Origin of the sequence: Bartonella koehlerae C-29 (assembly GCF_000706625.1) — a bacterium.
Classification (GTDB): domain Bacteria; phylum Pseudomonadota; class Alphaproteobacteria; order Rhizobiales; family Rhizobiaceae; genus Bartonella; species Bartonella koehlerae.
The window spans coordinates 1,464,917-1,489,150 of record NZ_KL407334.1; the positions used below are offsets into that span (position 1 = coordinate 1,464,917).

A 24,234-nucleotide genomic window follows, 5' to 3' on the forward strand; every position below is an offset into this window, starting at 1 on the left:
TAAAAAAAGTGACAGAATTTCTCGTTCAATACCCATGGTTAGAGACGATTTCTTGGCTGATTATTCTTATTCTTATTGCACTTCTCATTAATTTTTTAACACGAAAGTCACTCATTCACGGAGTAAAAACTCTTAATTCTCTTCTTCCCAAGAAGACAACTAATGATATTAAAAACGCCATTCAATTCATGGCTAATATTGTTTCAGCCTTTATTCTTGCAATTGGTGTTAATTTTATACCAACATTGCCCAGAGCATTAAGCACCATCACCAGCAATGTTGCTAACGCCTTAATCATTTTTTTTGTTGTCCTCACAATTTCTGCTCTTCTCAATGTCATTAATACCCTTTACGAACAACGACCAGCAGCACGAGTAAAACCAATAAAAGGTTATATTCAAATTGCAAAAATTGCACTTTTTACTGTCGCGGTTGTTTTAATGGTAGCCACCTTGATTGACCGCTCACCTCTTATTCTCTTCTCTGGTCTTGGTGCAATGGCAGCTGTCCTCATGTTGATTTTTCAAGATACGCTACTTTCTCTCGTTGCAGGCATCCAAATTTCATCTACCGATATGGTACGTGTCGGCGATTGGATTGAAATTCCCAACCTCAGTGCAGATGGTGATGTCATTGAAATTGCACTTCACACTGTCAAAGTTCAAAATTTCGATAACACAATCACCTCAGTGCCTATCCGTAAACTAGTGACCGATCCATTTAAGAATTGGCGTGGAATGCAAGAAGCAGGTGGACGACGCATTAAACGCTCTCTCTTCATTGACCAATCAAGCATCCGCTTTCACACAGAAAAAGAACAAAAATATCTTTCTCGTTTTAATTTGTTAGAAGATTATTTTACACGAAAAATACCAGAAATTACGGAATGGAACGCTCGATTAGAAAAAAATCATGATGTTTTAGCCAACACTCGCCGTTTAACCAACATTGGGACTTTCCGTGCTTATGTTGTTGCTTACCTACAAAAAAATCAAAACATAGCGCAAAACATGACGCTCATGGTACGACAATTACCTCCAACAGAAAATGGTTTACCTTTGGAAATCTATTGCTTTACCAACACAACGGTTTGGTTAGAATATGAACAAATTCAATGTGATATTTTTGATCACCTTTATTCCATTCTTCCTAATTTTGGTCTAAAGATTTTTCAAAATCCAAGCGGCTATGATTTAAATCATTTATTAGAAAAGAAAGCAAAATAAAACGATACACTTCAATTCGTCAATTTTGAGATTGATCCTCTTTATGATAACAGAGAAAGAAAAAGTATCATGAATACTTCATTGGTACTCCTTCATCTTGCAGGCGCTATTTCTTTACTTCTTTGGGCTACACGCATGGTGCGCACGGGAGTTGAGCGCGCCTATGGTGACAGACTTAAATACAAAATATGCCACGTTATTTCCAAACCATTTTTTGCTGTAAGCTTTGGGCTTTTTACAGCTATGATTTTACAAAGCTCTACAGCAATAACGCTGCTTGTTGGTTCTTTTGTTGAATCTGGTTTTGTATCTGGATTAGCGGGGCTGCTGGCTGTACGTGGGGGGGAATTAGGATCGGCATTGGTTGTAAAAGTTCTCTCCTATGATCTCACCATCGTTGTGCCATTGTGTCTTTTAACCGGAACTTGTATTTTCATGACAACTCAGAAACGTAATTGGCGTCAAATTGGACGTATCATCATCGGTATTGGCCTTTTGATTTTATCTTTACAAATGATAAGCGCAGCTACAGAGCCTTTACGAGATAGCGCAATTTTGCCTAGTATCATTAGCTATCTTTCAACCGATCCTATCTCCACTTTTTTATTAGCAGCAGTACTTACCTATCTCTTGCATTCATCGATTGCCGGAATCATTTTGCTGGTCAATTTTGCCAACTATAACCTTATCCAAGCACAACTGTGTATTATTATGGTCCTAGGAGTCAACTTTGGTTCTTCTCTTATAGCACCACTTTTAACACGCAACGCTTCTCCTAATACACGACTCGTGCCATTGGGGAATTTACTCATGCGCGGAGCCGGTTCAATCCTTGTCCTTATTTTATTTCTCTTCTTTCAACCACCTATCACGTGGCTTGGTAATGAAACTTCTACTCAAGTTATTAATGCCCATATCATTTTCAATGTTTTCATTCTCCTTGCAGGGATACCAATCTCGAAATGGGTGTTACAACTAACTACTAAGATTGTCCATTTAAGCACAAAAAAAGTGCAAACTGATAAAATTCTTAATTTATCTGATCAAACAGCTCTTGATGATAGCGTTCTTGAACGTCCGGCTCTCGCACTCTCTAACGTCATGCGTGAAGTGATTCATATTTGTGATCTTGTGGATATCATGCTAGAAAAAATCATAGGACTTTATGAAAAACCTGATCCCGGCATCATCCGTGAGCTTAACCAGCTGAACACCATATTAGACAAAAAGCATATCGCAATAAAACTTTATCTTGCACGATTAGCTGGACAGAAATTATCGGATGAAGAAGCCCTCCAAACACAAGAACTTCTAAGCACTTGTATAAAATTAGACCAAGCAGGAGATATCATTATTCATAATATGCTTATGCTGGTTAAAAAGAAACAACAAAAAGGTTTACACTTCAGCAATGACGGATGGAATGACCTTCTTCGTTTCCATGCCATTGTTCTGGCCAATGCGCATATCGCATTTAATGTTCTTGTCTCGCGTAACACACACGCCGCACATTTACTGGTACAGAAAAAAGATCAGCTCCGAAATTTAGAAAAAGAGATGAATTTAAAACATTTTAAACGCCTGCGTGAGGGTGAGCTTAAAAATGTAGAATCGTCCAGTCTTCACCTTGACACTGTACGCGATCTGAAACAAATCAACTCCCTTTTGACCTCGATGATCTATCCAATTTTAGAAGCAAAGGGATTACTCAAAAGTTCCCGCCTGCGTAATCCTAATGAATAGAAAACAGTGAAATTTTAACTTTGAGAATACTTACACGAGAAGAATAACGGTTGTCATTCAAAGAAAATATATCATAAGAAATACAACTCTTAGTCGGATTTCAACTATTATATCAATGTTTTTAGAGATTCAATTTGCATAACAATTTGCAAAGAATTAAACAAAAATAGCTTTAAATATCATTGATAGCATATTGCTAAACTTCTTTTTAAAAATTTTTGAATATTAATTTTTTTCCATTAATATAATTTTAAATTTTCAAATACTGTTATAATAATTTTAAATAAAGTATATTCATAAATAACTTTACTAAAAATATAATTTAGAACTATTTTAACTTACTTTCAAAAATAATTTCTGTTTTTACGGAAAATTATTGCTAATATGGACACTTTTTGTTATTATAGAGTAGTTTGTAAGCGTTTATAATTTTTGGATAGAACGCTGCATAAAGAAAATGTTCACGTGAGTTGAAAATCTGTAAAGTAAATATTGTAATAAAGTGTCTAGCAGCGATATCTTCCGCTTCTGAAGAGTAATAAGCCTTGACCTTTACAAAGCTTACCCTAGTTAAAACTAACAGTTTACAGGCAAAGGAAGGAAAATGTAATGGAAGACGCAAAGATCGGTTGGATTGCAGCTATTATCATCGGGGGACTTGCAGGTTGTGCTGCTCAATATCTTATGAAAAGCCAAACAGGGGTGTTTCTAAACATTATCCTAGGAATTATTGGAGCCGCATTAGCCAGTTTTCTTTTTGGCCTTTTTGGCGTCAGTTTTGCTGGTTGGGTTGGTTATCTTATTTCAGGTTTTGTTGGAGCCTGTATTCTTATATGGTTAGGACGGCAAGTTCGATCATAGAGCATTTATTCGTTGCTTAAAAGCACCTTTTGTTCTGAGTGCAAGGTGTGAATTATTTGCACTATAATTTTAGAAGTTGAAGTCATGGGAGGAGTGGTGGCAGGATGCTTTAAGTTGCAGTCTTTTTGCATCACCATCATTATATCATCAAGCGAACAGTGGGGAAGCTCTTGAGTAACTCATCTCCTCATATGCATCAATATGCCAGCGTACTCGTACCTGCAGGAGTGAGGCTATTTTAGTGCAATACTGACTTTCTTTTCTATAACTCATTTTCAGATCTTATCGCCTCGAACAGAGAAGTGCTACAGTATAATCCTTATAATTACAATTCTCATAAAAATGGGATATGCTCATCGGAGATTATCAAACCAAACGCATCTTACTAGAGCATCAACACCACCAATAAATACTCTTATAAAAACCAATACCGAAAATTAAAACTTTTATCGTACAATGCTAAACCAATCCATAAGTGCACCAATGAGTTATTTTACTAGAAGATTCAAATAACCTTTTGAATTCATCGACAAAAACAGTGTTTTCTTAGGTTTTACACCTTAAGTTAAAATTTGAGAGTAAAGATAAAGCAGTGGTAATATTCCATTTGTGTGGAACGTTCCATTTTTAAAAACAGGCATGTTAGCAGAAGTGTTCCATCAAATAAGCCAAAGATTGGCAAAGAATATACTGTTTAATGAAGATCAGTCTTTCAGATACGCATAAGAATTAAAAATTTACCCATCATTTTGCTGAAAAGATTCAGTTTTTTTAAACAACAGGAACTCAATGGCGATAACTTCTGCTTATCCTTAAGCAAATCACATAGAATCAATAAACGTCATAATCCTGATGTCAGAAAGGAACCCGATTTGCAAGAGTTTGTTAACACCTACGGACTGTAGACTAAGATGATCTGTAACGATCGATATCACTTTTGTCTAGGGGCCAACTCTATACTGTGGACTATAGATTATGCAGGTGGCTATAGATAAGATAAGCATGAGAGAAAAAACATCAAAATATTGATTTATAAGAATAATTAATCATTCTGCAACTTGAATGAGAGCCCCGCATGTCGTAAGACTTTCTCATTTTAAACCTTCTTATAGTGATCAATCAAAATCACTCACTTACGCATAACAAACAGGATTAGCGTGTGAGAAAAAACTCTTCAAGAAAGGAGTAAAAATACCTCTTATGAACCATTTCCATGCAAGGACTATCAAACACAACATTTGAAGCTAACAAATAGAATGACGGTGCTAGCTTATTACTGCATCCTACCCTTCTTTCCCGTTAAAAATTTTTTCAAATAGGAAAACACCATAGAACAATGATAAAAATTCTAAAAAAGAACGGCACCTTATCGAAAGGTTTTTCAATAAACTCAAACATATTAGACATATCTCCAGTGATTTGTTAACAAGCTCCTTCTTTTACGGAATTCTTGATCTCTATTTGAATTATCCCCTAGAGTAGAAAGATTAAATACACAAATAGGGTTACGCTAAGAAAACACCCTATTCTCTTTTATATTTTCCTGTTTAGAATATTGCTACCTTTGCATTTCTGCATTACAATGTAGTGTTTTTTCTTGCACAAAACATATGGAATACGTTTGTAGATATAAAGTGAAATGATGTTTGATCCTAAAGATTCTATCTTGCCACCTCTGAAATGGCTATCTGATCAAGATCCTCCAGTACCAACTAGTATCAAAGATTGGCTCATGGAGTTGGGATCTATGACACGTCGATTTGAAAACCACTGCACTTGTATACATATCGAACCACAACGTGAATGTTTTATTACGCGTGACAAGCTAAAAGAAGAAGCTGCGCATTTGCCCAAAAGCGCACGTTATTGGTTACGCGAGGTCATACTGATGGGAGACAACCAACCTTGGCTCCTTGGGCGCACAGTGATGCCGCAAGAAACCCTATTCGAACACAATGAAGCACTTATAAACTTAGGGGCTGTACCATTGGGACGTTATTTATTCAGTAGTGACAAATTGACCCGCGATTATATCCATATCGGACGAAAAGATACACTGTGGGCACGCCGCTCCCGTTTACGATTAACAGGCAAGCCATTGTTATTAACCGAACTGTTTTTAGCAGCTTCACCTCTTTACACAACAAATCCCATATAAATGGAAGACATCAATATCTTAAAGAAAAGCACAATATGAAACAGAGAGAAAATGTCTTGTTTATATCTCGGCAGAAAATACCACTCACGTGTTTACTTCAAAGCATTTCTCTACACTCAACTTTCTAAAGAAATATTACTTATCAACATGAATGACTCTGCATTATCTGTACGCTTGACAAGCTGCTAACAATCAAAATAGTTTCAAACACCTTTTGCGCTTGATAAGATTTACAGTACTTTTCATCAAAGCTTATTGCCAAATTTTAGAATAATGCATTTTTCCCTACAAAGAGTTTCATAGAATTTCCTTTAGTCCGTAATAACCAGAAAGGATCGCGCAATCCCTGATCGCAAAGCCAATTCAATGGACCATCCATTAAACGAAGCATAGCAAAACATATTTTATCCTGGACCTTTAAATTCAAAACAATTTAAACTGCTTTATCCACCTTGGTGATGCAATATAGATTTTTCCGATTCTGTTCGAGCAAATTATCTACGGTGATTTCTTCCACAAAGTCAGTTTTCTAAAAATTTACCAACCTAACCATATATTCTCCACAGTTTAGATTCCTATACAGCTCATTCTCTAAGCTAGAGAAAAATCAAAACAGAAATAAGGAATCTCATAAAAGAAAAATTTTTATCAAATCGTTAGAAGAAAACACCTAAAATATTTTATTTTTATTGAAAAAGCCTTCAATGATAGGTTCTTTAAAAGCATTTTCACTAATCCTTATATGTCTTACAAAGCATAACAAAAAAATAATGAACATCAAAGTCTTAGAAAATCCAAAAACAACACTTTACCTCTTCACGGAATAGACCTATACTTCCGCGCTTAAGCAAAACATTGTAATAACAATACACGCACCATCTTTTATGGTGGTGTTTTTTGTGTAAGGTTGATCATTATACCTCTCAGATAATAAATTGTGGACTCACACTATGACACAAACTATTGCATCTCCCAAACCTTGGAGTATAAACAAACCTACAGCCCTTTTAATACTGGCCGATGGAACAGTCATTGAGGGTAAAGGAGCAGGCGCTACAGGTTTTGCTGAAGCTGAAATATGTTTTAACACAGCTATGACAGGTTATGAAGAAATCCTCACCGATCCCTCCTATAAAAAACAAATTGTGAACTTTACTTTTCCTCATATTGGTAATGTGGGAACAAATAGTGAAGACATTGAAGATCTCATGCCCCTCAATTGTCATGGAGCAGTAGGTGCTATTTTCAAAGCAGACATTACCCATCCATCTAACTACCGCGCAAATGAAAACCTTAATCAATGGCTCAAAAGGCGTAAAATTATTGCACTTTTTGGTATCGATACACGAGCATTAACCGTTCTTATTCGCGAAAAAGGTGTACTAAATGGCATCATCGTCCATGATCCAAATGGAAATTTTGATATCAATACTCTGAAAAAACGTGCTCAAAAATGTACTGGTCTCGTAAATCTTGATCTAGCAAAAGAAGTAACATCAAAGCAATCAATGAAATGGAATGAAAAACCATGGGTTTGGAATAAAGGCTATAAGACAAATAATGATGCATCCAATTTTCACATTGTCGCGATTGACTATGGCATTAAGCGCAATATTCTGCGACTTATGGTTGCACACAGTGCACGCATAACCATTGTTCCAGCAAACACAAATGTAGAAAAAATTCTGGCAATGAACCCTGATGGTGTTTTTCTTTCCAATGGACCAGGCGATCCAACCGCCACAGCCGATTATGCTGTTCCAACCATTCAAACACTCATTGACAGCAATATACCGCTTTTTGGCATATGTCTCGGCCATCAACTTCTAGCTCTTGCTATTGGAGCAAGAACCATAAAAATGCATCAAGGGCATCATGGTGCAAATCATCCTGTTAAAGACTTTATTACCGGAAAGGTCGAAATTGTTTCAATGAATCATGGTTTTGCTGTAGAGACAGCATCTTTGCCGCAGCATGTTGAAGAGACACATATTTCCCTTTTTGACAACTCGAATTGCGGTCTTCGCATCATCGGAAAACCAGTTTTTTCTGTTCAACATCATCCCGAAGCTTCTCCCGGACCACAAGACAGTCACTACCTATTTCAACGTTTCTTCAATCTGATTATGGATTATAAAAAAACAGCTTAATCAAAAGAGCTTATTTTTTGGATTTTTCCTAATAATTATAGTGTTTTCTTTGCGTAAAAAGATGTTGCTTTTGGTAAAAGAGTAGCTTCCACTCCTTCTAGAATTATAATCTTTATTTCTTTTTTTAATTGTTTTAGCAAAAAAAGCACCAAACAAAATCTCAAGAAATTAGTGCACCCGCAAAGCAAAAATTATCGTTGTAACGACAAGCATAAAAAAGCTTCCCACAAAAAGAACTCTAGAAAAATAAAATACTGCATTTTCATGCGCAAATTGTTCAAATAAAAACATATAAAAAATGGGGCAAAATATTGAACTTAATGAAATAACCAAATTCCATGGCTCCCTACAATTTCCTTGAACATTTATGGGGATCTGTGCTGAAGCGATAACATGCATAGGTGCATGAACAAGATATTCAAGCATTGTACAAGCAAAACCACATACACCATCCACCTTTGCGTTGCAAATTTAGCCAAGCATAGCAATCAGTGCAAAACAGAAAATCCACCATCGCAATACATCAATTACTCCATCGCTTAGAAAAATAAGGCAAAATGAAAGCGACCACAACAAACTTGTCTATCCCGAAAACAATATAAAACAATCCAATAAACAATGTATTCCAATCATAATGTTCTTTAACAATGAATGCCCAAACGCTTGGCCATACAAATTCCGCAAGCCAATAAAGAAAAAAGACTAATAACACTCAAAGAACTGTTGAATATCATCTGAATTGCAAAACAGTACCTAAAGGATTTGCAAACTTAATATCAAAATCACACCTATTCTGTATAGGAAAATCTTCTGGAAGCACAACCAAAGTAAAAATAAATAAAATTAATGAGTGAAAAACCAGCAGAAAAAAATGGAACACACGGACTAAATTGACCTAAATAAACGCCGATAAACAAACCTAAAACAAACAAAATCCTGATATCTATTCCTCACAAACCAAAATTGCGTGCAGGTCCTAGTTATCAGATATATCAGCCACATAAGTTGTGCAAGCTGCAAAACTCGCACCCCTCATCCCTGAAAAGACGCCCGATAAACAACACAAAATAGCCCCCATACTATAGCACATATAAGTAAGATATTATCAAAAGCAAAACAAATCACAGAGATAAACAAGATAGGACAGCGATCATAACAGTCAGAAAGATTGTCAATGAGAAGAGGCAAATAAAAATTGCATCACTGAACAAGCTACAAGTAACTTCCCTCTTTCCACAGAAGATGTAGTCATATCCTTTCCAGTTAATTGAGAAAAATACTCGGGCAAAACGGGAACAACAATTTACCAATCCTAATTTTAATCTAATACAGAACATTACATGTACTTTTATAAAGTATCATGATTATTTCCAATTTATCCCTTCTGATGAATTAAATGATCTCAAATCCCAGTCTAATAATCCGCTAATAATTCTATGAATATATAAATAATATTGTAAAATACACCAAACGAACAAAGACATATTAGATTAACATATCAAAAAATAATCACAGTTTAAATTAATATAAAATTTTATAAACGAAATATAAATTTATGAAACTAAATATTTTTCAGTTTAAAAATCTTTGTAATATAAATTATAAATTAATTTAATCATTTACAATGTTAATATAATATTATTATTTTTTTATTTAATACATACAATCATTTTTTCAGAAACTAATTATATTATATAAAATTTACCATCGCAGAAAATACTTATATTATATACAATCTATAAAAAATTATAACTATATCTATTGGTGCTATGATTTATTATATGCTATCACTAGCTCAACGACGCAATTTGATTAGCGTGGAAAAATATTATTTTTAGTGATGGTTAGTCGATAAATTATTATTTCAAAAATGGTGCATAAAATGCAAAAAATACTCCAATTTATTTTAATCTCAGTGTTGATTACAGGATGTGATTTTAAAGATTCTAGTACAAATAAGGATGTTTCAGAAAACAAAACAGAGACACAACAAATAGCCGGAGTGAACCTAGATCCGTATACTTTAAACAAACTGAACATTCTTCTTGAAGAACGTTCAAAAGCTAATTACCATAATATAGGAGAAATGATTGACTTTCTGTCTAAAGCTTTTTTAGGAACACCCTACCAGGCCAATATGTTACATGGCTCAGAAAATACACCTGAAAAATTAATAATTGACTTTAGAGGTTTAGACTGCTTCACTTACCTGGATTATGTTGAAGCATTACGAAAATCGACGTCACAAACAGAATTCATCAATAACGTCATACGGACTCGTTATGTTGATGGTAACATTAATTTTTTGAATCGGAAGCATTTTTTCACTGACTGGGCTTATAGAAAATATAAAATTGCTAATGATATCACTGCACAGATAAGCCCTAATGCGGTAAGTACTGAAAAATATCTCAATAAAAAATCGGATGGTGCAAACTACCTCCCTGGATTACCCGTAATTAAACGTAATATAACATATATTCCAAGCCAATTTATCAATGAAGAGGTTATAAACCGTTTACAATCTGGTGATCTCATTGGTATTTATACTAAACTTGCTGGACTAGATGTGACCCATGTAGGATTCTTTATTATGACTGATAATGGTCCTATGTTACGAAATGCTTCCTCACGAAAAGAAAACGAAAAGGTAGTTGATTCCCCTTTTATAGATTATGTTGGCAAAACACCAGGAATTATCGTTTTAAGAGCTCTCCAATAATTTATGTGGGGATAAAAATCCCCATATTAGCAAATATATACTAAAGTTATTAAGCTAAATATCCAAATCTGTATACGTTAACGTTATACAGACACAATACTTTTTTATATTTAATAGCAAAACTGAAGAGTTTTTGTCTAGCTTCATATATTGACACAATAGCCCACTTAGTACCAATAATTATCATTTCATTTTTTTGCCATAATAATTTGATCGTAACGCTAAAATTCTATTTGTGATTTTGATATAAATTTCTTATCGCTGCCTTATTTAATTTACATATTATTGTGCAAAAAAGTGCGAAGAATTATAATTAGAAAATTTATAATGACAAAAATAACAACGATAAGCGCGTTATAGTCTATTACCTAGCATAAATTCCCATTTCATTCCACAAAATTCCATGTGTCTGTAAATAACTCTTTATATTTCATCACAAACAGTAGTGTTTAATTTTGAGTTTGTTGCATTTATTATCAAAAATCATATTCCCCATATTCATATAAAGTTGATCAGCCCCAAAGAAGATAATTATCTTTAATCCTATGAAAAAAGCATGGAAAAGGCATTTTATAGCTTACTTTCTTTGTCTATTAACCTATAAAATTATTTTAGTATCAAAATTTAAATTACTCTGTTTATCGTAATCGGACAGGAATGTTTGTCACAGGAAAAAACAATGCCAAAACGCACAGATATAAAATCTATTCTTATCATTGGAGCAGGACCTATTGTGATTGGTCAGGCATGTGAATTCGACTATTCTGGCACACAAGCCTGTAAAGCATTAAAAGAAGAAGGCTACCGAATTATTCTGGTTAATTCCAATCCCGCCACCATTATGACGGACCCAGACTTAGCTGATGCAACTTATATTGAACCCATTACTCCTGAAATTGTTTCTCAAATTATTGCCCATGAACGCCCAGACGCCCTCTTACCAACTATGGGAGGACAAACAGCACTCAATACCGCTTTATCATTAAAGCGTATGGGAATTTTAGACCGCTATCATGTTGAAATGATAGGTGCAAATGCCGATGCTATTGATAAAGCTGAAGATCGCGCTTTGTTTCGTAAAGCAATGGCAAAAATTGGTCTGGAAACACCACGTTCTATGTTAGCCAATGCAACTGAACTTAAAGAAGAAAATCGCCAACAACACGCCAAAAAACGCAATGAACTTAAAGCTCAACTTTCTGGTGATGCTCTTGATAAAGCACTGGAGAAGCTCGAGCGTGGTTGGCGTCACACAGAAGCCGACCGGAAACAACATTATATAGCACATGCTACTGCGAAAGCTGTTCAAGCTCTTGATATTATTGGTCTTCCAGCTATTATTCGCCCTTCATTCACGCTTGGTGGCACAGGCGGTGGAATTGCTTACAACCGCTCTGAATTTTATGAAATCATAGAACGCGGTCTTGAAGCTTCACCCACAACAGAAGTTTTGATTGAAGAAAGTGTTTCGGGATGGAAAGAATATGAAATGGAAGTTGTCCGCGATAAAAACGATAACTGTATCATTGTTTGTTCCATTGAAAATATTGATCCTATGGGTATCCATACTGGTGATTCGATTACCGTAGCTCCTGCTCTCACCTTAACTGACAAAGAATATCAATGTATGCGTAACGCTTCGATAGCTGTATTGCGTGAAATTGGCGTTGAAACTGGAGGATCCAACGTACAGTTTGCCGTTAATCCCGAAAATGGTCGCTTAATTGTTATTGAAATGAACCCGCGTGTTTCCCGTTCTTCAGCGCTTGCCTCAAAAGCAACAGGTTTCCCAATTGCCAAGGTAGCGGCTAAACTAGCAGTTGGCTACACACTTGATGAATTAAAAAATGATATTACAGGTGGTACAACACCAGCGTCATTTGAACCTTCTATTGACTATATTGTTACCAAGATACCTCGTTTTGCTTTTGAAAAATTTCCCGGTTCATCACCTGTCTTAACGACTGCGATGAAATCTGTGGGAGAAGTCATGGCAATCGGAAGGACTTTTCAAGAATCGTTGCAAAAAGCACTCCGTGGACTTGAAACAGGTCTTACCGGCCTTGATGAAATTGTTATTCCTGAACATGCTGAGGGTGATGAAAAGAGTTCTATACGCTCTGCCATTGCAATACCAAGCCCTGATCGCCTGCGCTACATAGCCCAAGCAATGCGGACAGGCTTGCCTTTAAATGAAATTCATCAAATTAGTAAAATTGATCCATGGTTTTTAGCGCAATTAGCCTCCATCATTGAAATGGAACAGCGCATCCGCACCCATGGCTTGCCTCAAGACGCAGACAATCTACGCATGCTGAAAGCTATGGGGTTTTCGGATGCGCGATTAGCCACCCTTACGGGACAAGAACCAGATGATATCGCTGCTTTGCGCAAATCGCTCAATGTTAAACATGTTTTCAAACGAATTGACAGTTGTGCAGCTGAGTTTTCTTCACCTACAGCGTACATGTATTCAACGTATGAAGCCCCCTTTGCAGGTGTACAACATTCAGAAGCACAAGTTTCTGAACGTAAAAAAATTGCTATTTTAGGTGGGGGACCAAACCGCATCGGACAAGGAATTGAATTTGACTATTGTTGCTGCCACGCTGCCTTTGCATTGCGTGATGCAGGCTTTGAAGCCATTATGATTAACTGTAATCCTGAAACAGTTTCAACCGATTACGATACTTCTGATCGTCTTTATTTTGAATCTTTAACAACAGAAGATGTTATTGCTATTTTAGAAACAGAACAGCAAAAAGGTGAATTGCTTGGAGTCATCGTTCAATTTGGTGGACAAACACCACTGAAATTGGCAAAAGCACTAGAACAACATAATATCCCCATCTTAGGCACTTCACCTGACGCTATCGATTTAGCAGAAGACAGAAACCGCTTTCAAAAATTGTTGTTCAAGCTTAATTTAACACAACCCAAAAATGGCATTGCTCATTCGGTTGAACAAGCACATTTTATTGCTCATGAACTAGGTTTTCCATTGGTTGTACGCCCTTCATACGTTTTAGGAGGACGTGCTATGGAAATTATCCGTGATGAGCGTAGTTTGCAAAATTATTTGCTTGAGAGTGTACCTGAATTGGTACCAGAAAATATTAAAGCCCGTTATCCCAATGACAAAACAAGCCAACTCAATACATTGCTTGGTAAAAATCCACTTTTATTCGATACTTACCTAACAGAAGCGATTGAAGTTGATATTGACTGTCTATGTGATGGAAAAGAAACGTTGATCGTAGGCATTATGGAACATATCGAAGAAGCGGGAATCCACTCTGGTGATTCAGCATGTTCTTTGCCAGTCCATACGATTCCATCTAAAATAGTAGCTGAATTAGAGCGTCAAACCAAAGCGTTAGCACAAGCACTTCATGTTCGTGGTTTGATGAATGTCCAATATGCCATTAAAGATAACACAATCTATGTCTTAGAAATTAACCCCCGTGCTTCGCGTACTGTTCCATTTGTTGCAAAAACAATTGGCCGCCCTATTGCGAAAATGGCTACACGTATTATGATAGGAGAACCCCTCCACGATGCCCTTCAAGCTTACGGTGGATTATCCTCTCCAAAACATAAACAACATATTGCTATCAAAGAAGCTGTTTTTCCTTTTGCTCGTTTTCCAGGTGTCGATACACTTCTTGGTCCGGAAATGCGCTCAACCGGTGAAGTTATGGGAATTGATTATGAATTTGCTCTTGCTTTTGCTAAAGCCCAACTTGGAGCTGGTGTTGAACTTCCAAAAGAGGGGACTTTGTTCATTTCTGTGAAAGATGAAGACAAAAAACATATCTTAGATCCCGTAAAACGTTTAATTGCGCTTGGCTTTTCTGTGTTAGCAACAAGTGGAACACAAAAATTTCTCACTGACCATAATGTTGAAGCAAAAAAAATCAATAAAGTGCTAGAAGGGCATCCTCATATTGAAGATGCCATTCGTAATCGACAAATTCAATTGATTTTTAATACAACCAGCACTTCTAGTGCTATCTCAGACTCCAAATCATTACGCCAAGCAGCACTTATGCAAAAAGTTCCTTATTATACAACAATAGCTGGAGCTAAATCCGTAGCAGAAGCTATCGAAGCACTCACAAAAAGTAACCTTGAAGTTCGCTCATTGCAAGACTATTTCACTTAAGTTTTTTGCTATACCAGAAAGTGTAAAAATCAAAAAAACTCTAGCAGGGCATTCTCATCTTAGACCATTTGCAATTAACCAATTCAATTGATTTTTAGCACAACCAACAGTGCCATCTCACACTTCAAATCGTGACACCTTGCAGTCTCTCTTTATGATCTCTCTCAATCTGTTCTGTATGTGAAAGATACCGCTTAAGACTTGCTTTTTATTTCAAAGACCTTTATAGGAGTTTCATCGAACTTTCGGTTATGTGACTTTCTTTCCTGTGCAATCTGCACTTTTTACGAGACTTCTCCCACCTGATTTCGATTTACAACCGTATTGAGTGTTTAGAGCTTCAATACATACAATAATTTATATATATTCTAAGGAGTTTCCTATGTCTACAGGAACAGTTAAGTGGTTTAGTACAACTAAAGGTTTCGGATTCATTCAGCCTAGTGATGGCAGTGCGGATATTTTTGTACATATTTCCGCCGTTGAGCGTTCTGGTTTAAGCAATCTCAATGAAGGGCAAAAAATTTCTTATGACGTTCTTCAAGATCGTCGTTCTGGAAAATTTGCTGCTGGCAACCTCGCAGCTCTTTGATTTTTAAATTCTACAATATTTTCTTTAAAAATCTTCGTTTGTAAAAACGAAGATTTTTTTATAAAGTAAAGCTTTGTCTCTTTGCTTTATACAATTATCCAGATGCACCTACCCCTTCCCCTAAAATTGCATCATCACCAAGAACTATTCCCTTGTAAAAGCTTCAAAGTCTGTATTTAAAACAAAATTTGCTAAAAATTTTCCCATAATTTTTATTGCATACAACGTAATCTCTTATAGAATACCGTTAAAATTAAAAATCATTTGCCGCCTACCCTGTGAGGATTGAAATCATGGCTTTGATCGCCAACAAACTCTCTCGTATCAAACCTTCTGCAACAATCGCTGTTTCCCAAAAAGCGCGTAATTTAAAAGCATTAGGTCGTGATGTCATTACTTTAGGCGCTGGAGAACCAGATTTTGATACACCAGAGAATATCAAAAATGCTGCCATTGAAGCTATTCGACGTGGAGAAACAAAATATACCCCCATATCTGGCATTCCAGAATTACGCCAAGCAATTTCTGATAAATTTAAAAGAGAGAATAATCTTATTTATCAACCAGAGCAAATTATTGTTGGCACCGGCGGTAAACAAATCCTTTTTAATGCATTAATGGCAACTTTGAATAAAGGCGATGAAGTCATCATTCCATCCCCTTATTGGGTAAGTTATCCAGAAATGGTTACCCTAAACGGAGGTGTACCTGTCTTTGTAGAAACAAAAGCTGAATTTTCTTATAAACTTCAACCACAAGAGCTAGAAGCTGCCATTACTCATAAAACTAAGTGGTTTATTTTTAACTCTCCTTCAAATCCATCAGGCGCTGCTTATAAACACGAAGAATTAAAAAAACTAACAGATGTTTTAGTAGAATATCCTCATGTCTATATTCTCACCGATGATATATATGAGCATCTCACATATGAAGGTTTTACCTTTGCCACTCCAGCTCAAGTAGAGCCAAATCTTTACAACCGTACACTCACAATGAACGGTGTTTCTAAAGCTTATGCCATGACAGGTTGGCGAATTGGTTATGCGGGCGGTCCACAAGAATTAATTAAAGCCATGGATACTATTCAAGGTCAACAAACATCTGGCACAAGCTCTATTTCACAATGGGCAGCCGTAGAAGCACTCAATGGTCCACAAGATTTTATCGCTAAAAATAAAACTGTTTTCCAAGCGCGTCGTGATCTCGTCGTTTCCATGCTAAACCAGACTCCTGGCATTGAATGTCCAACGCCTGAAGGCGCCTTTTATGTTTATCCTTCCTGTGCCAAACTCATTGGAAAAAAAACACCCGAAGGTAAAGTGATCGCGCATGATGAAGACTTTGTAACAGCTCTTTTGGAAGCAGAATCTATTGCTGTAGTGCATGGATCTGCTTTTGGACTTGGTCCAGCTTTTCGTATTTCTTATGCAACATCAGAAAAGTTTCTTGAAGAAGCTTGTTCCCGTATCAAGCACTTTTGCAATAGCTTACTTTAAAATTCTGCATATCGTCTCTTGCTGTAATTTTGTTGCTAAATTTCAGTATATTTGAAATTGGTATAGGCATAAACAAATGAGTTCTGAAGAAAATCTGTGTTAATGAAACTGCATAACAACATATTATTGCTACAGACAAAATAAAAAAAATCAACTGTCCTCTTCAAACCAATAAGATACAAATAATTTTAGAGATGATATTTCTATAGAGTTAATTTCTATTTTTAAACACTCTTTCAAAAAAAAAAAGCCGGACAAATCATGTCCGGCAAGGTTGGAAAATCTCCAGAGATAAAATCAATCTGATAGATCTTCATAAGGGAACACTCAAGAAAATGCAATGGGAGGCAACATAATCAAGAGATACTATTCTATGTCATTTTATAAAAAGAAGCACAATAAAGACTTAAGCGTATCTGCTATGCATTAAACACATAGCTTAAAAGCACATTATTAAAAAGACCACTGACGGGCTTTTGAAAAAATATAATCTCGAAAAGCTTTCAGCTTTGCCAAATTCTTTAAAGCGTAAGGATAACAAAAAAAAGTATCAAAAGAAGGAATATCAACCATATCAGGAAAAAGACGGACAAGGTGTTCATCATTATCCACGATATAATCAGGAAGCACAGCAATACCAAGATCACGCATAAGCGCATTCTTGATTGAAATAATATTATTGATTCGCAATACTGAAAGGCGCAAAGACCCATCGCTTTTACCAGCCTTTTCCAACCAATTTAAACCAGACAAATAAGGAGGAACAGGTTCACCGAATGAAATAATACGGTGGTCATCTAGTTCAGGCAATTTTTCTGGTTTGCCATAATTTGCAATATAATTTTTTGAAGCATAAACATGCATATGAATTGTAAATAATTTTTTTTGTATAAGATCAGGCTGTTGAGGCTGTTGTAAACGAACAGCACAATCTGCATGACACATCATTAGGTCAAGTTCTTTATCATCAAGCAGGAGCTGAATCCGTATATCCGGATAGAGACTAAGGAATTCGGGCATGCGCTCCACAAGCCATCCTGCTCCCATTCCAAAGGTCGATGTAACACGCAAATTGCCTGCAGGGTTTTCACAGCTTTCACTTAATTGGGAGCGAGCACTTTCAAGTTTCATCAAAACATCATGTGTTGTACGATATAGAATTTCACCCTGCTCTGTTAGAATCAAACCACGTGCATGACGTTGAAACAGGGACACGCCAACTTCCTGTTCTAAAGCTGAAACCTGTCGTGAAATTGCTGATTGAGATAAATGAAGCATTTGAGCAGCATGGGTAAAAGAACCCGCTTCTGCCGCCGCATGAAAAACTCTTAACTTATCCCAATCCAGTGGTGACGACACCATTAATTGTACCTCTTACTTTTTTCACTTTTCCGACAGGTGTCTATTTTTGACGTCTATATTTGTAGACCCAAAAATCGTTCTGCCTCCAGTGCTGCCATACATCCCCTCCCCGCTGCTGTTACTGCTTGGCGAAATACGTTGTCTACGACATCTCCCGCAGCAAAAACACCAGCAATGCTTGTTTTTGTTGAATCCGGCGCTGTCCATAAGTAACCACCTGATTTTTGTTTTAATTGACCTTCAAACAAAGAGACAGCAGGATCATGTCCAATAGCAATAAATATTCCATCCGTATCCACATGAACTTTTTGACCGGTTTTAATATTTTTAAGACGTGCACCTGTCACAACAGCTCCCATTGAAGCATGAGCTGGCACACCAATAATTTCTTCTACCACATGATCCCAAAGAACACGTACATTATCGCAAGAAAACAACCTATCTTGCAGAATTTTTTCCGCCCGAAAATAATCTCGCCGATGAACTACGCTTACCCTCTTCGCCAAATGCGATAAATAAAGAGCTTCCTCAACGGCCGTATTTCCCCCTCCCACAACAATAACATCCTTATCACGATAAAAGAAACCATCACATGTAGCGCAAGCAGAAACACCCCCACCCATAAATGCCTGTTCACTCTCCAAACCAAGCCAGCGTGCCTGTGCTCCGGTTGCAATAATGAGCGCATCACAACAATATTGCATTCCTGAGTTTCCATACAAGATAAAAGGGCGCTTCGATAAATCAGCCTTTGTAATATTATCATAGACAATTTTCGTGCCCATATTTTCGGCTTGTTTTGCCATTTGTTCCATCAACCATGGCCCTTGAATTGGATCAGCAAAACCTGGATAATTTTCGACATCGGTTGTAATCATCAACTGCCCACCTTGCTGTAATCCAGTAATCAAAACCGGTTTGAGCATTCCTCTCGCCGCATAGATCGCCGCTGTATAACCAGCTGGACCAGAACCAATAATAAGCAGGCGAACATGCGACTGCACCATAAAGTCCCTTTCATTTTTTGTTACTTAACTCTTCTATAATTATAACGAAATGCAGCCTTTAAAAAAACATTTTTCAACAGCCTAAATTATGATGTATATATATGTATGTACTTTTTTCGGTTTTGGTGAAAAGGTTGGATTGCCGATTCATCGAGGGGTGTTTAATGTAGGAATTAATCTTTATCCTATAAAAGGAGAAAGGTAAATTCTCATGAGCACAAAACATAATAAAAATAGATACAAAGATAGGGAATAACCATTTTTCAATTTATTATTAATGTCTGTGCACGTTTTGCATTAATCATGGGAGGAGCAATGCTTCTGCCAATTTTTGCTGATCTTCACAATCATAACCGTAATTGGGTAACCTTTGTCTACTCTTGTTCCATAACCACCATGTTAGCAACGCTCATTCTTTTGGCAACAAGAGGTGCTACTTGTCGTTTTTCGGCACGACTTGGTTTTATGCTTACGGTTTGTCTTTGGCTAACAGGAAGTGTTGTAGGCGCCTTACCTCTTTATCTTTCCCCTCTTCCCATCTCTTTAGCAGGCGCAATCTTTGAATCCGTCTCTGGAATTACAACCACAGGCTCCACGGTAATCACAGGTCTTGACAATTTATCGCGAAGTATTCTGTTATGGCGTTCTATCATATGCTGGATTGGAGGTATTGGTTTTATCGGTTTAGCCTTATTGCTTTTGCCTTCACTGCGTGTTGGTGGAGTGCAACTTTTCCATATGGAATCATCAGATAAATCTGAAAAAATATTACCCCGCATCAACCAGATTGCTAATGGAATCATCATAGCTTATGTTGGACTAACACTTAGCTGTATGCTCTCTTATTTTGCTTCTGGTATGAGCTTATTTGATGCCATCAATCACGCAATGAGCACAGTAGCAACAGCTGGATTCTCGACCCACGACGCCTCTTTTGGCTATTTTTCTGATAAACCAGCCATTTTAATCATTTCAACAATTTTCATGTTACTCTCTGCACTACCCTTCGTGCTTTATGTTAAATTAGTGCTCCCTGGCCGCTCCAAACGCTTCATTGATCCGCAAGTAATCGTTTTTCTCTATATTGTTTTCCTTTTCAGCTTTTCTTTAGCAGCGTGGTTAAAATTTCATGATCATCGTGCTTTCCATTTGATTTTTCTTGATGTAATTTTTCACCTTACATCTGTCATTAGCACCACTGGTTATAGCGCCGAAGATTATCAACTTTGGGGATCTTTTGCGCTTGGGATTTTTTTTATTATTTCTTTTACGGGAGGATGTGCTGGTTCTACCTCTGGCGGTATGAAAATCAATCGTCTTATTATCCTTTGGCGTATTACACAAACAAATATCGCACAACTTCTTTCTCCTAATGTAGTGGTAAAAGCACACTATGATCATGCAAACATCTCAAGTGATGTCGCTAAAGCGATTTTGTTTTTTGTCTGTCTTTATATGTTCTGTCTTATTATCGGAACCGCACTTTTGCTTACAACCGGTCTTGATTTTACTTCTGCCTTTACAGGCGTCTTAACCGCCCTTTCAAATATTGGCCCAGGATTTGGTGACATTATTGGTCCTGCTGGCAATTTCTCCACAATCAATGATAATGCTTTATGGATTTTGAGTTTTCTGATGCTAGCTGGACGCCTTGAAATTATAACCATTTTCGTACTTTTTATCCCCGCTTTCTGGCGTGAACAATTTTAAACATGGAATTTGATTTTTGTAATAGTAAGAAATTTATAAAACAAATGAAAAAATAAACTATAAGTTTAAAATTCAATCGTGATTCAAATTAACAAAAAAATTCTCGAAAGCTTTCAAACAAAAAGTTCCATCCGTGTGAGATAAAATCGTATAAAAAATTCTACACACCTTTTCTTGAACATATAAATAGTTAAAATGCATTGCGATTTACCGAAAAAAATCACTCATACAGTGTTCACCCCAGTAAAATATATAATTTTGCTTTACTAATTTACCGTGTCAAATAACAAACTAAGCTAAACAACACTCGAGCATAATTGCTAAATAGCTCTTGATTAGTAAGATATAAAGTATTCATCATAAAGATAAAATCTTTATATTACAGTGCATTAAATATTAATGCGTTATCATTGATAAAATACACTGCTATTTCCAACATGAAGTCAATATCAACAGCCATAATAATCCGTCTCTCATTACAGAAAGAGCGGACTTACATTCTCAACATAAAGCATTATTGGAGTAAAAATAACGAGGCTGTGTTTGCTTGACACATTGCCTTATGCTTTTTGTTGATCGCGTTCTTTAATAGGGTCACGCCCCTCACGCAAAACAGAATACCATTGCGTTACACATTCACACGCTTGTTAAAAAAATATCTCTCAGTGCACAAAAACTCATTTTATCATGACACTAGTGAAGAGTATACTGCAAAATCCATGGTACACTACACTCTTCATGTTTATGAAAGTGAAAGCCGACACCATCATTCTCTTTGCCAATTCAAAAAGTTATAACATCCCTTGCATTTAGGCAGTTTATAAGGAGCATTTTACTCCTTTCTTGAAAAGTTTTCACTCATAAACCAACTTCGCTTACGACATACAAAGGAATGATTTTGATTGTTTCACTATAAAAGCGTTTCAAATGAAAAAATTTACAATATGCGATGCTCTCATTCAACATACAAACAATGAATTATCCTTATAAATCAATATGTTTATTTTATCACTTTAACAATTCCAAAACCATTCTAAGAATATAAACTCACCTTTGCGTTCTCAAAGCTTTAATAACAAGTTGTTTGATTCCATCAATACATACAAGATTTTATAAAACAATATTTGCATTACTTTGCTATTCACCTAAAAACTGATTTGCAAGAACTGTTCTTGTAAAGGAGGTTTATTTTCTACACTCCTCAAAAAGTTTTTTGCATACTCAAAAGTGTTTTTTCTCTAAATACTGTCTCATAAACATTCCCAATTGCAGCTGCCTCCTTTTCCAAAGGGAAATGGGTACGGACATGCGCTAAAGCTTTTTCTCCTGCTTCTATTGTTTTTTCTAAATCAGCAAGATAAGGTTCAATCGCCTCCGTTAAAGCACCTCCATCTCCTGCCTGAACAACTGTCCCTGTTCCTTCCACCACCAACTCTTTATAAACTCCTACATTACTCGCTACAACAGCTGTCTGTGATGCCATTGCCTCCAAGGGGGTCAAACCAAAACCTTCTATACGAGAAGGCGCTACATATAGCGACAGACGGCGATACCAAAGAGGTGTATTGAGAACCTCACCAAGAAAAACAATGCGATCATTCAGACCAGATTCAGCAATCTTTTTGCGTAATTTTTTTTCAAAATAATAATGTTGCTCTATCGTTCGACCAGCAATAAGCGCTGTCCACTCAGGATAGCGGGGCAATAATGCGATCATTGCATCCACAAACAAATCAGTGCCCTTTGAATAGCGCACACGTCCAAAACACCCTACCGCATATTTTCCAGAAAACCCAGATGAAGAAAAACAATCCTCAAGAGTTTTAGGCGGTGAAAAACGCTTAACATCCACCCCATGCATAATAACCTGATAAGGCACCTCTAGATAGGTTCCTGTATGTACACTGGTAGCAATAACCTTATCCATACGCCGAATCAACCATTTAGTAAAAGACTTGTGATGACGTTGAGAAGCCGATGTAAAGAGAAGTTTAAGCTTCATTCGCAAGACATCACGCAAAAAGATCCCACAAAGCATCTCAATATTGCGCCGTGCATGCCAAATACGAAATGGCTTACCAACTGGGATTTTCCAAAGCCCGAAAAGATCCTTAAAGGCAAGAGCCGGCAAATTTTTTGGTAATCCAAATCCAAAAGTCGCTATCCGTATACCTTGCTTTCGCTGTAATGGAATAAGCTGAATAACAGTAGAGGTTATACCCGATAAACGCTTTTTAAAGTGAGGAGCAATAACCTCTATCTCTTCTAAAGACACGTGCATAAAATTCAGATATATTGAACTTTAATAATTTCATAATTATGTGCTCCACCGGGAGCATTCACTTCAATTACATCCCCCTCTTGCTTGCCAATCAATGCACGTGCAATAGGTGAGGAAATAGAGATTTTACCGGTTTTTACATCAGCTTCTTGATCACCAACAATCTGATACACTTTTTTCTCTTCAGTATCCTCGTCCAAAAGCTTGATAGTGGCCCCAAATTTAATTTTATCACCTGAAAGGCGCGAAACATTAATAACTTCCGCTCGCGCAATATAATCTTCAAGCTCATTTATACGCCCTTCATTATGACTTTGTGCTTCTTTAGCAGCGTGATATTCTGCATTTTCTGAAAGATCACCATGGGCACGCGCCTCAGAAATTGCCTCAATGATCCGTGGACGTTCCTCTTGTTGGCGCCAACGCAATTCTTCTTTAAGACTTTCAAAACCAGCTGTAGTCATCGGAACTTTTTTCATAATCCGTCCCTTTCTGTTACACGGAAGGTTCAAATAAAAACACAAAAAACGGCTTCCAAAATTGCTTTTGGAATCCGAAAACCATACTTTTGATTATTATATAGTACAGAGTCCCTATTTTCCATATAAAAATAATAAAGGGATACGAAGCTTTCACTGATTATATTGAAAAAAATCTCATATTTTTAAATTTAAAACGTCCAACTTGCTGCTAATCAACAAAAGCCTAAAGAAGAAACAATTGTCTTTTTTTCTATTTTATCATAACCTAACAGAAGAAAT

Annotated in this window: 15 protein-coding genes; 10 read left to right on the forward strand and 5 right to left on the reverse strand. The window is 36.5% G+C overall.

Annotated elements, in window-relative coordinates; translation table 11 throughout:
* The first annotated feature begins 8 nt into the window (after nt 1-8).
* The 5 genes from O9A_RS06280 (at nt 9) to carA (ending at nt 8,138) form a co-directional block, all read left to right on the forward strand.
* Nucleotides 9-1,226: a mechanosensitive ion channel family protein gene (locus O9A_RS06280; RefSeq protein ID WP_034459790.1), complete on the forward strand. Its 1,218-nt coding sequence runs from the start codon at nt 9-11 to the stop codon at nt 1,224-1,226.
* A 69-nt stretch (nt 1,227-1,295) separates the two neighbouring features.
* Entirely contained in the window at nt 1,296-2,969 is a 1,674-nt protein-coding gene (locus O9A_RS06285) for a Na/Pi cotransporter family protein (protein ID WP_034459793.1), read from the forward strand.
* 609 nt (nt 2,970-3,578) lie between these two features.
* A complete protein-coding gene (locus tag O9A_RS06290) occupies nt 3,579-3,830 on the forward strand; it encodes a GlsB/YeaQ/YmgE family stress response membrane protein (protein ID WP_034459796.1) in 252 nt (83 codons plus the stop codon).
* A gap of 1,639 nt (nt 3,831-5,469) precedes the next feature.
* Entirely contained in the window at nt 5,470-5,988 is a 519-nt protein-coding gene (gene ubiC, locus O9A_RS06295) for a chorismate lyase (RefSeq protein WP_034459798.1), read from the forward strand.
* Nucleotides 5,989-6,938: 950 nt separating this feature from the next.
* Complete coding sequence (gene carA, locus O9A_RS06300) at nt 6,939-8,138, forward strand: glutamine-hydrolyzing carbamoyl-phosphate synthase small subunit (protein WP_034459801.1); 1,200 nt, start codon at nt 6,939-6,941, stop codon at nt 8,136-8,138.
* A 168-nt stretch (nt 8,139-8,306) separates the two neighbouring features.
* Here the strand turns inward: carA and O9A_RS08040 are convergent, their stop codons facing one another.
* Complete coding sequence (locus O9A_RS08040; RefSeq protein WP_154656376.1) at nt 8,307-8,594, reverse strand: hypothetical protein; 288 nt, start codon at nt 8,592-8,594, stop codon at nt 8,307-8,309.
* A gap of 1,426 nt (nt 8,595-10,020) precedes the next feature.
* On the opposite strand from O9A_RS08040, the gene O9A_RS06310 reads away from it, so the two are divergent.
* The 4 genes from O9A_RS06310 to O9A_RS06325 all read left to right on the forward strand — a co-directional run bounded on the left by O9A_RS06310 (nt 10,021) and on the right by O9A_RS06325 (nt 17,113).
* Nucleotides 10,021-10,860 carry a DUF1460 domain-containing protein gene (locus O9A_RS06310; RefSeq protein WP_034459803.1) on the forward strand — a complete coding sequence of 280 codons (840 nt, stop codon included), beginning with the start codon at nt 10,021-10,023 and terminating at the stop codon, nt 10,858-10,860.
* Nucleotides 10,861-11,539: 679 nt separating this feature from the next.
* Complete coding sequence (gene carB, locus O9A_RS06315; protein ID WP_034459805.1) at nt 11,540-15,025, forward strand: carbamoyl-phosphate synthase large subunit; 3,486 nt, start codon at nt 11,540-11,542, stop codon at nt 15,023-15,025.
* 382 nt (nt 15,026-15,407) lie between these two features.
* Nucleotides 15,408-15,617 (forward strand): cold-shock protein, encoded by a 210-nt coding sequence (locus O9A_RS06320; RefSeq protein WP_034459807.1) that lies wholly within the window; start codon nt 15,408-15,410, stop codon nt 15,615-15,617.
* A gap of 293 nt (nt 15,618-15,910) precedes the next feature.
* Nucleotides 15,911-17,113 carry a pyridoxal phosphate-dependent aminotransferase gene (locus O9A_RS06325; protein ID WP_034459809.1) on the forward strand — a complete coding sequence of 401 codons (1,203 nt, stop codon included), beginning with the start codon at nt 15,911-15,913 and terminating at the stop codon, nt 17,111-17,113.
* A 453-nt stretch (nt 17,114-17,566) separates the two neighbouring features.
* Here O9A_RS06325 and O9A_RS06330 read toward each other — a convergent pair whose 3' ends face one another.
* Both O9A_RS06330 and trxB read right to left on the reverse strand, forming a co-directional pair.
* On the reverse strand, nt 17,567-18,472 hold the full coding sequence (locus O9A_RS06330) for a LysR family transcriptional regulator (RefSeq protein WP_034460276.1): 906 nt from the start codon (nt 18,470-18,472) through the stop codon (nt 17,567-17,569).
* 56 nt (nt 18,473-18,528) lie between these two features.
* The gene (trxB, locus tag O9A_RS06335; protein WP_034459811.1) at nt 18,529-19,482 is read right to left on the reverse strand and encodes a thioredoxin-disulfide reductase; all 954 of its coding nucleotides are present in this window, start codon (nt 19,480-19,482) and stop codon (nt 18,529-18,531) included.
* Between the two features lie 315 nt (nt 19,483-19,797).
* On the opposite strand from trxB, the gene O9A_RS06340 reads away from it, so the two are divergent.
* On the forward strand, nt 19,798-21,192 hold the full coding sequence (locus O9A_RS06340; protein ID WP_034459814.1) for a TrkH family potassium uptake protein: 1,395 nt from the start codon (nt 19,798-19,800) through the stop codon (nt 21,190-21,192).
* Between the two features lie 1,201 nt (nt 21,193-22,393).
* On the opposite strand, the gene O9A_RS06345 is transcribed toward O9A_RS06340, so the two are convergent.
* Both O9A_RS06345 and greA read right to left on the reverse strand, forming a co-directional pair.
* On the reverse strand, nt 22,394-23,473 hold the full coding sequence (locus O9A_RS06345; RefSeq protein ID WP_034459817.1) for a glycosyltransferase family 4 protein: 1,080 nt from the start codon (nt 23,471-23,473) through the stop codon (nt 22,394-22,396).
* Between the two features lie 5 nt (nt 23,474-23,478).
* Nucleotides 23,479-23,952, reverse strand: coding sequence for a transcription elongation factor GreA (gene greA, locus O9A_RS06350; RefSeq protein ID WP_034459818.1), 474 nt, complete (start codon nt 23,950-23,952; stop codon nt 23,479-23,481).
* Between the last annotated feature and the right edge of the window lie 282 nt (nt 23,953-24,234).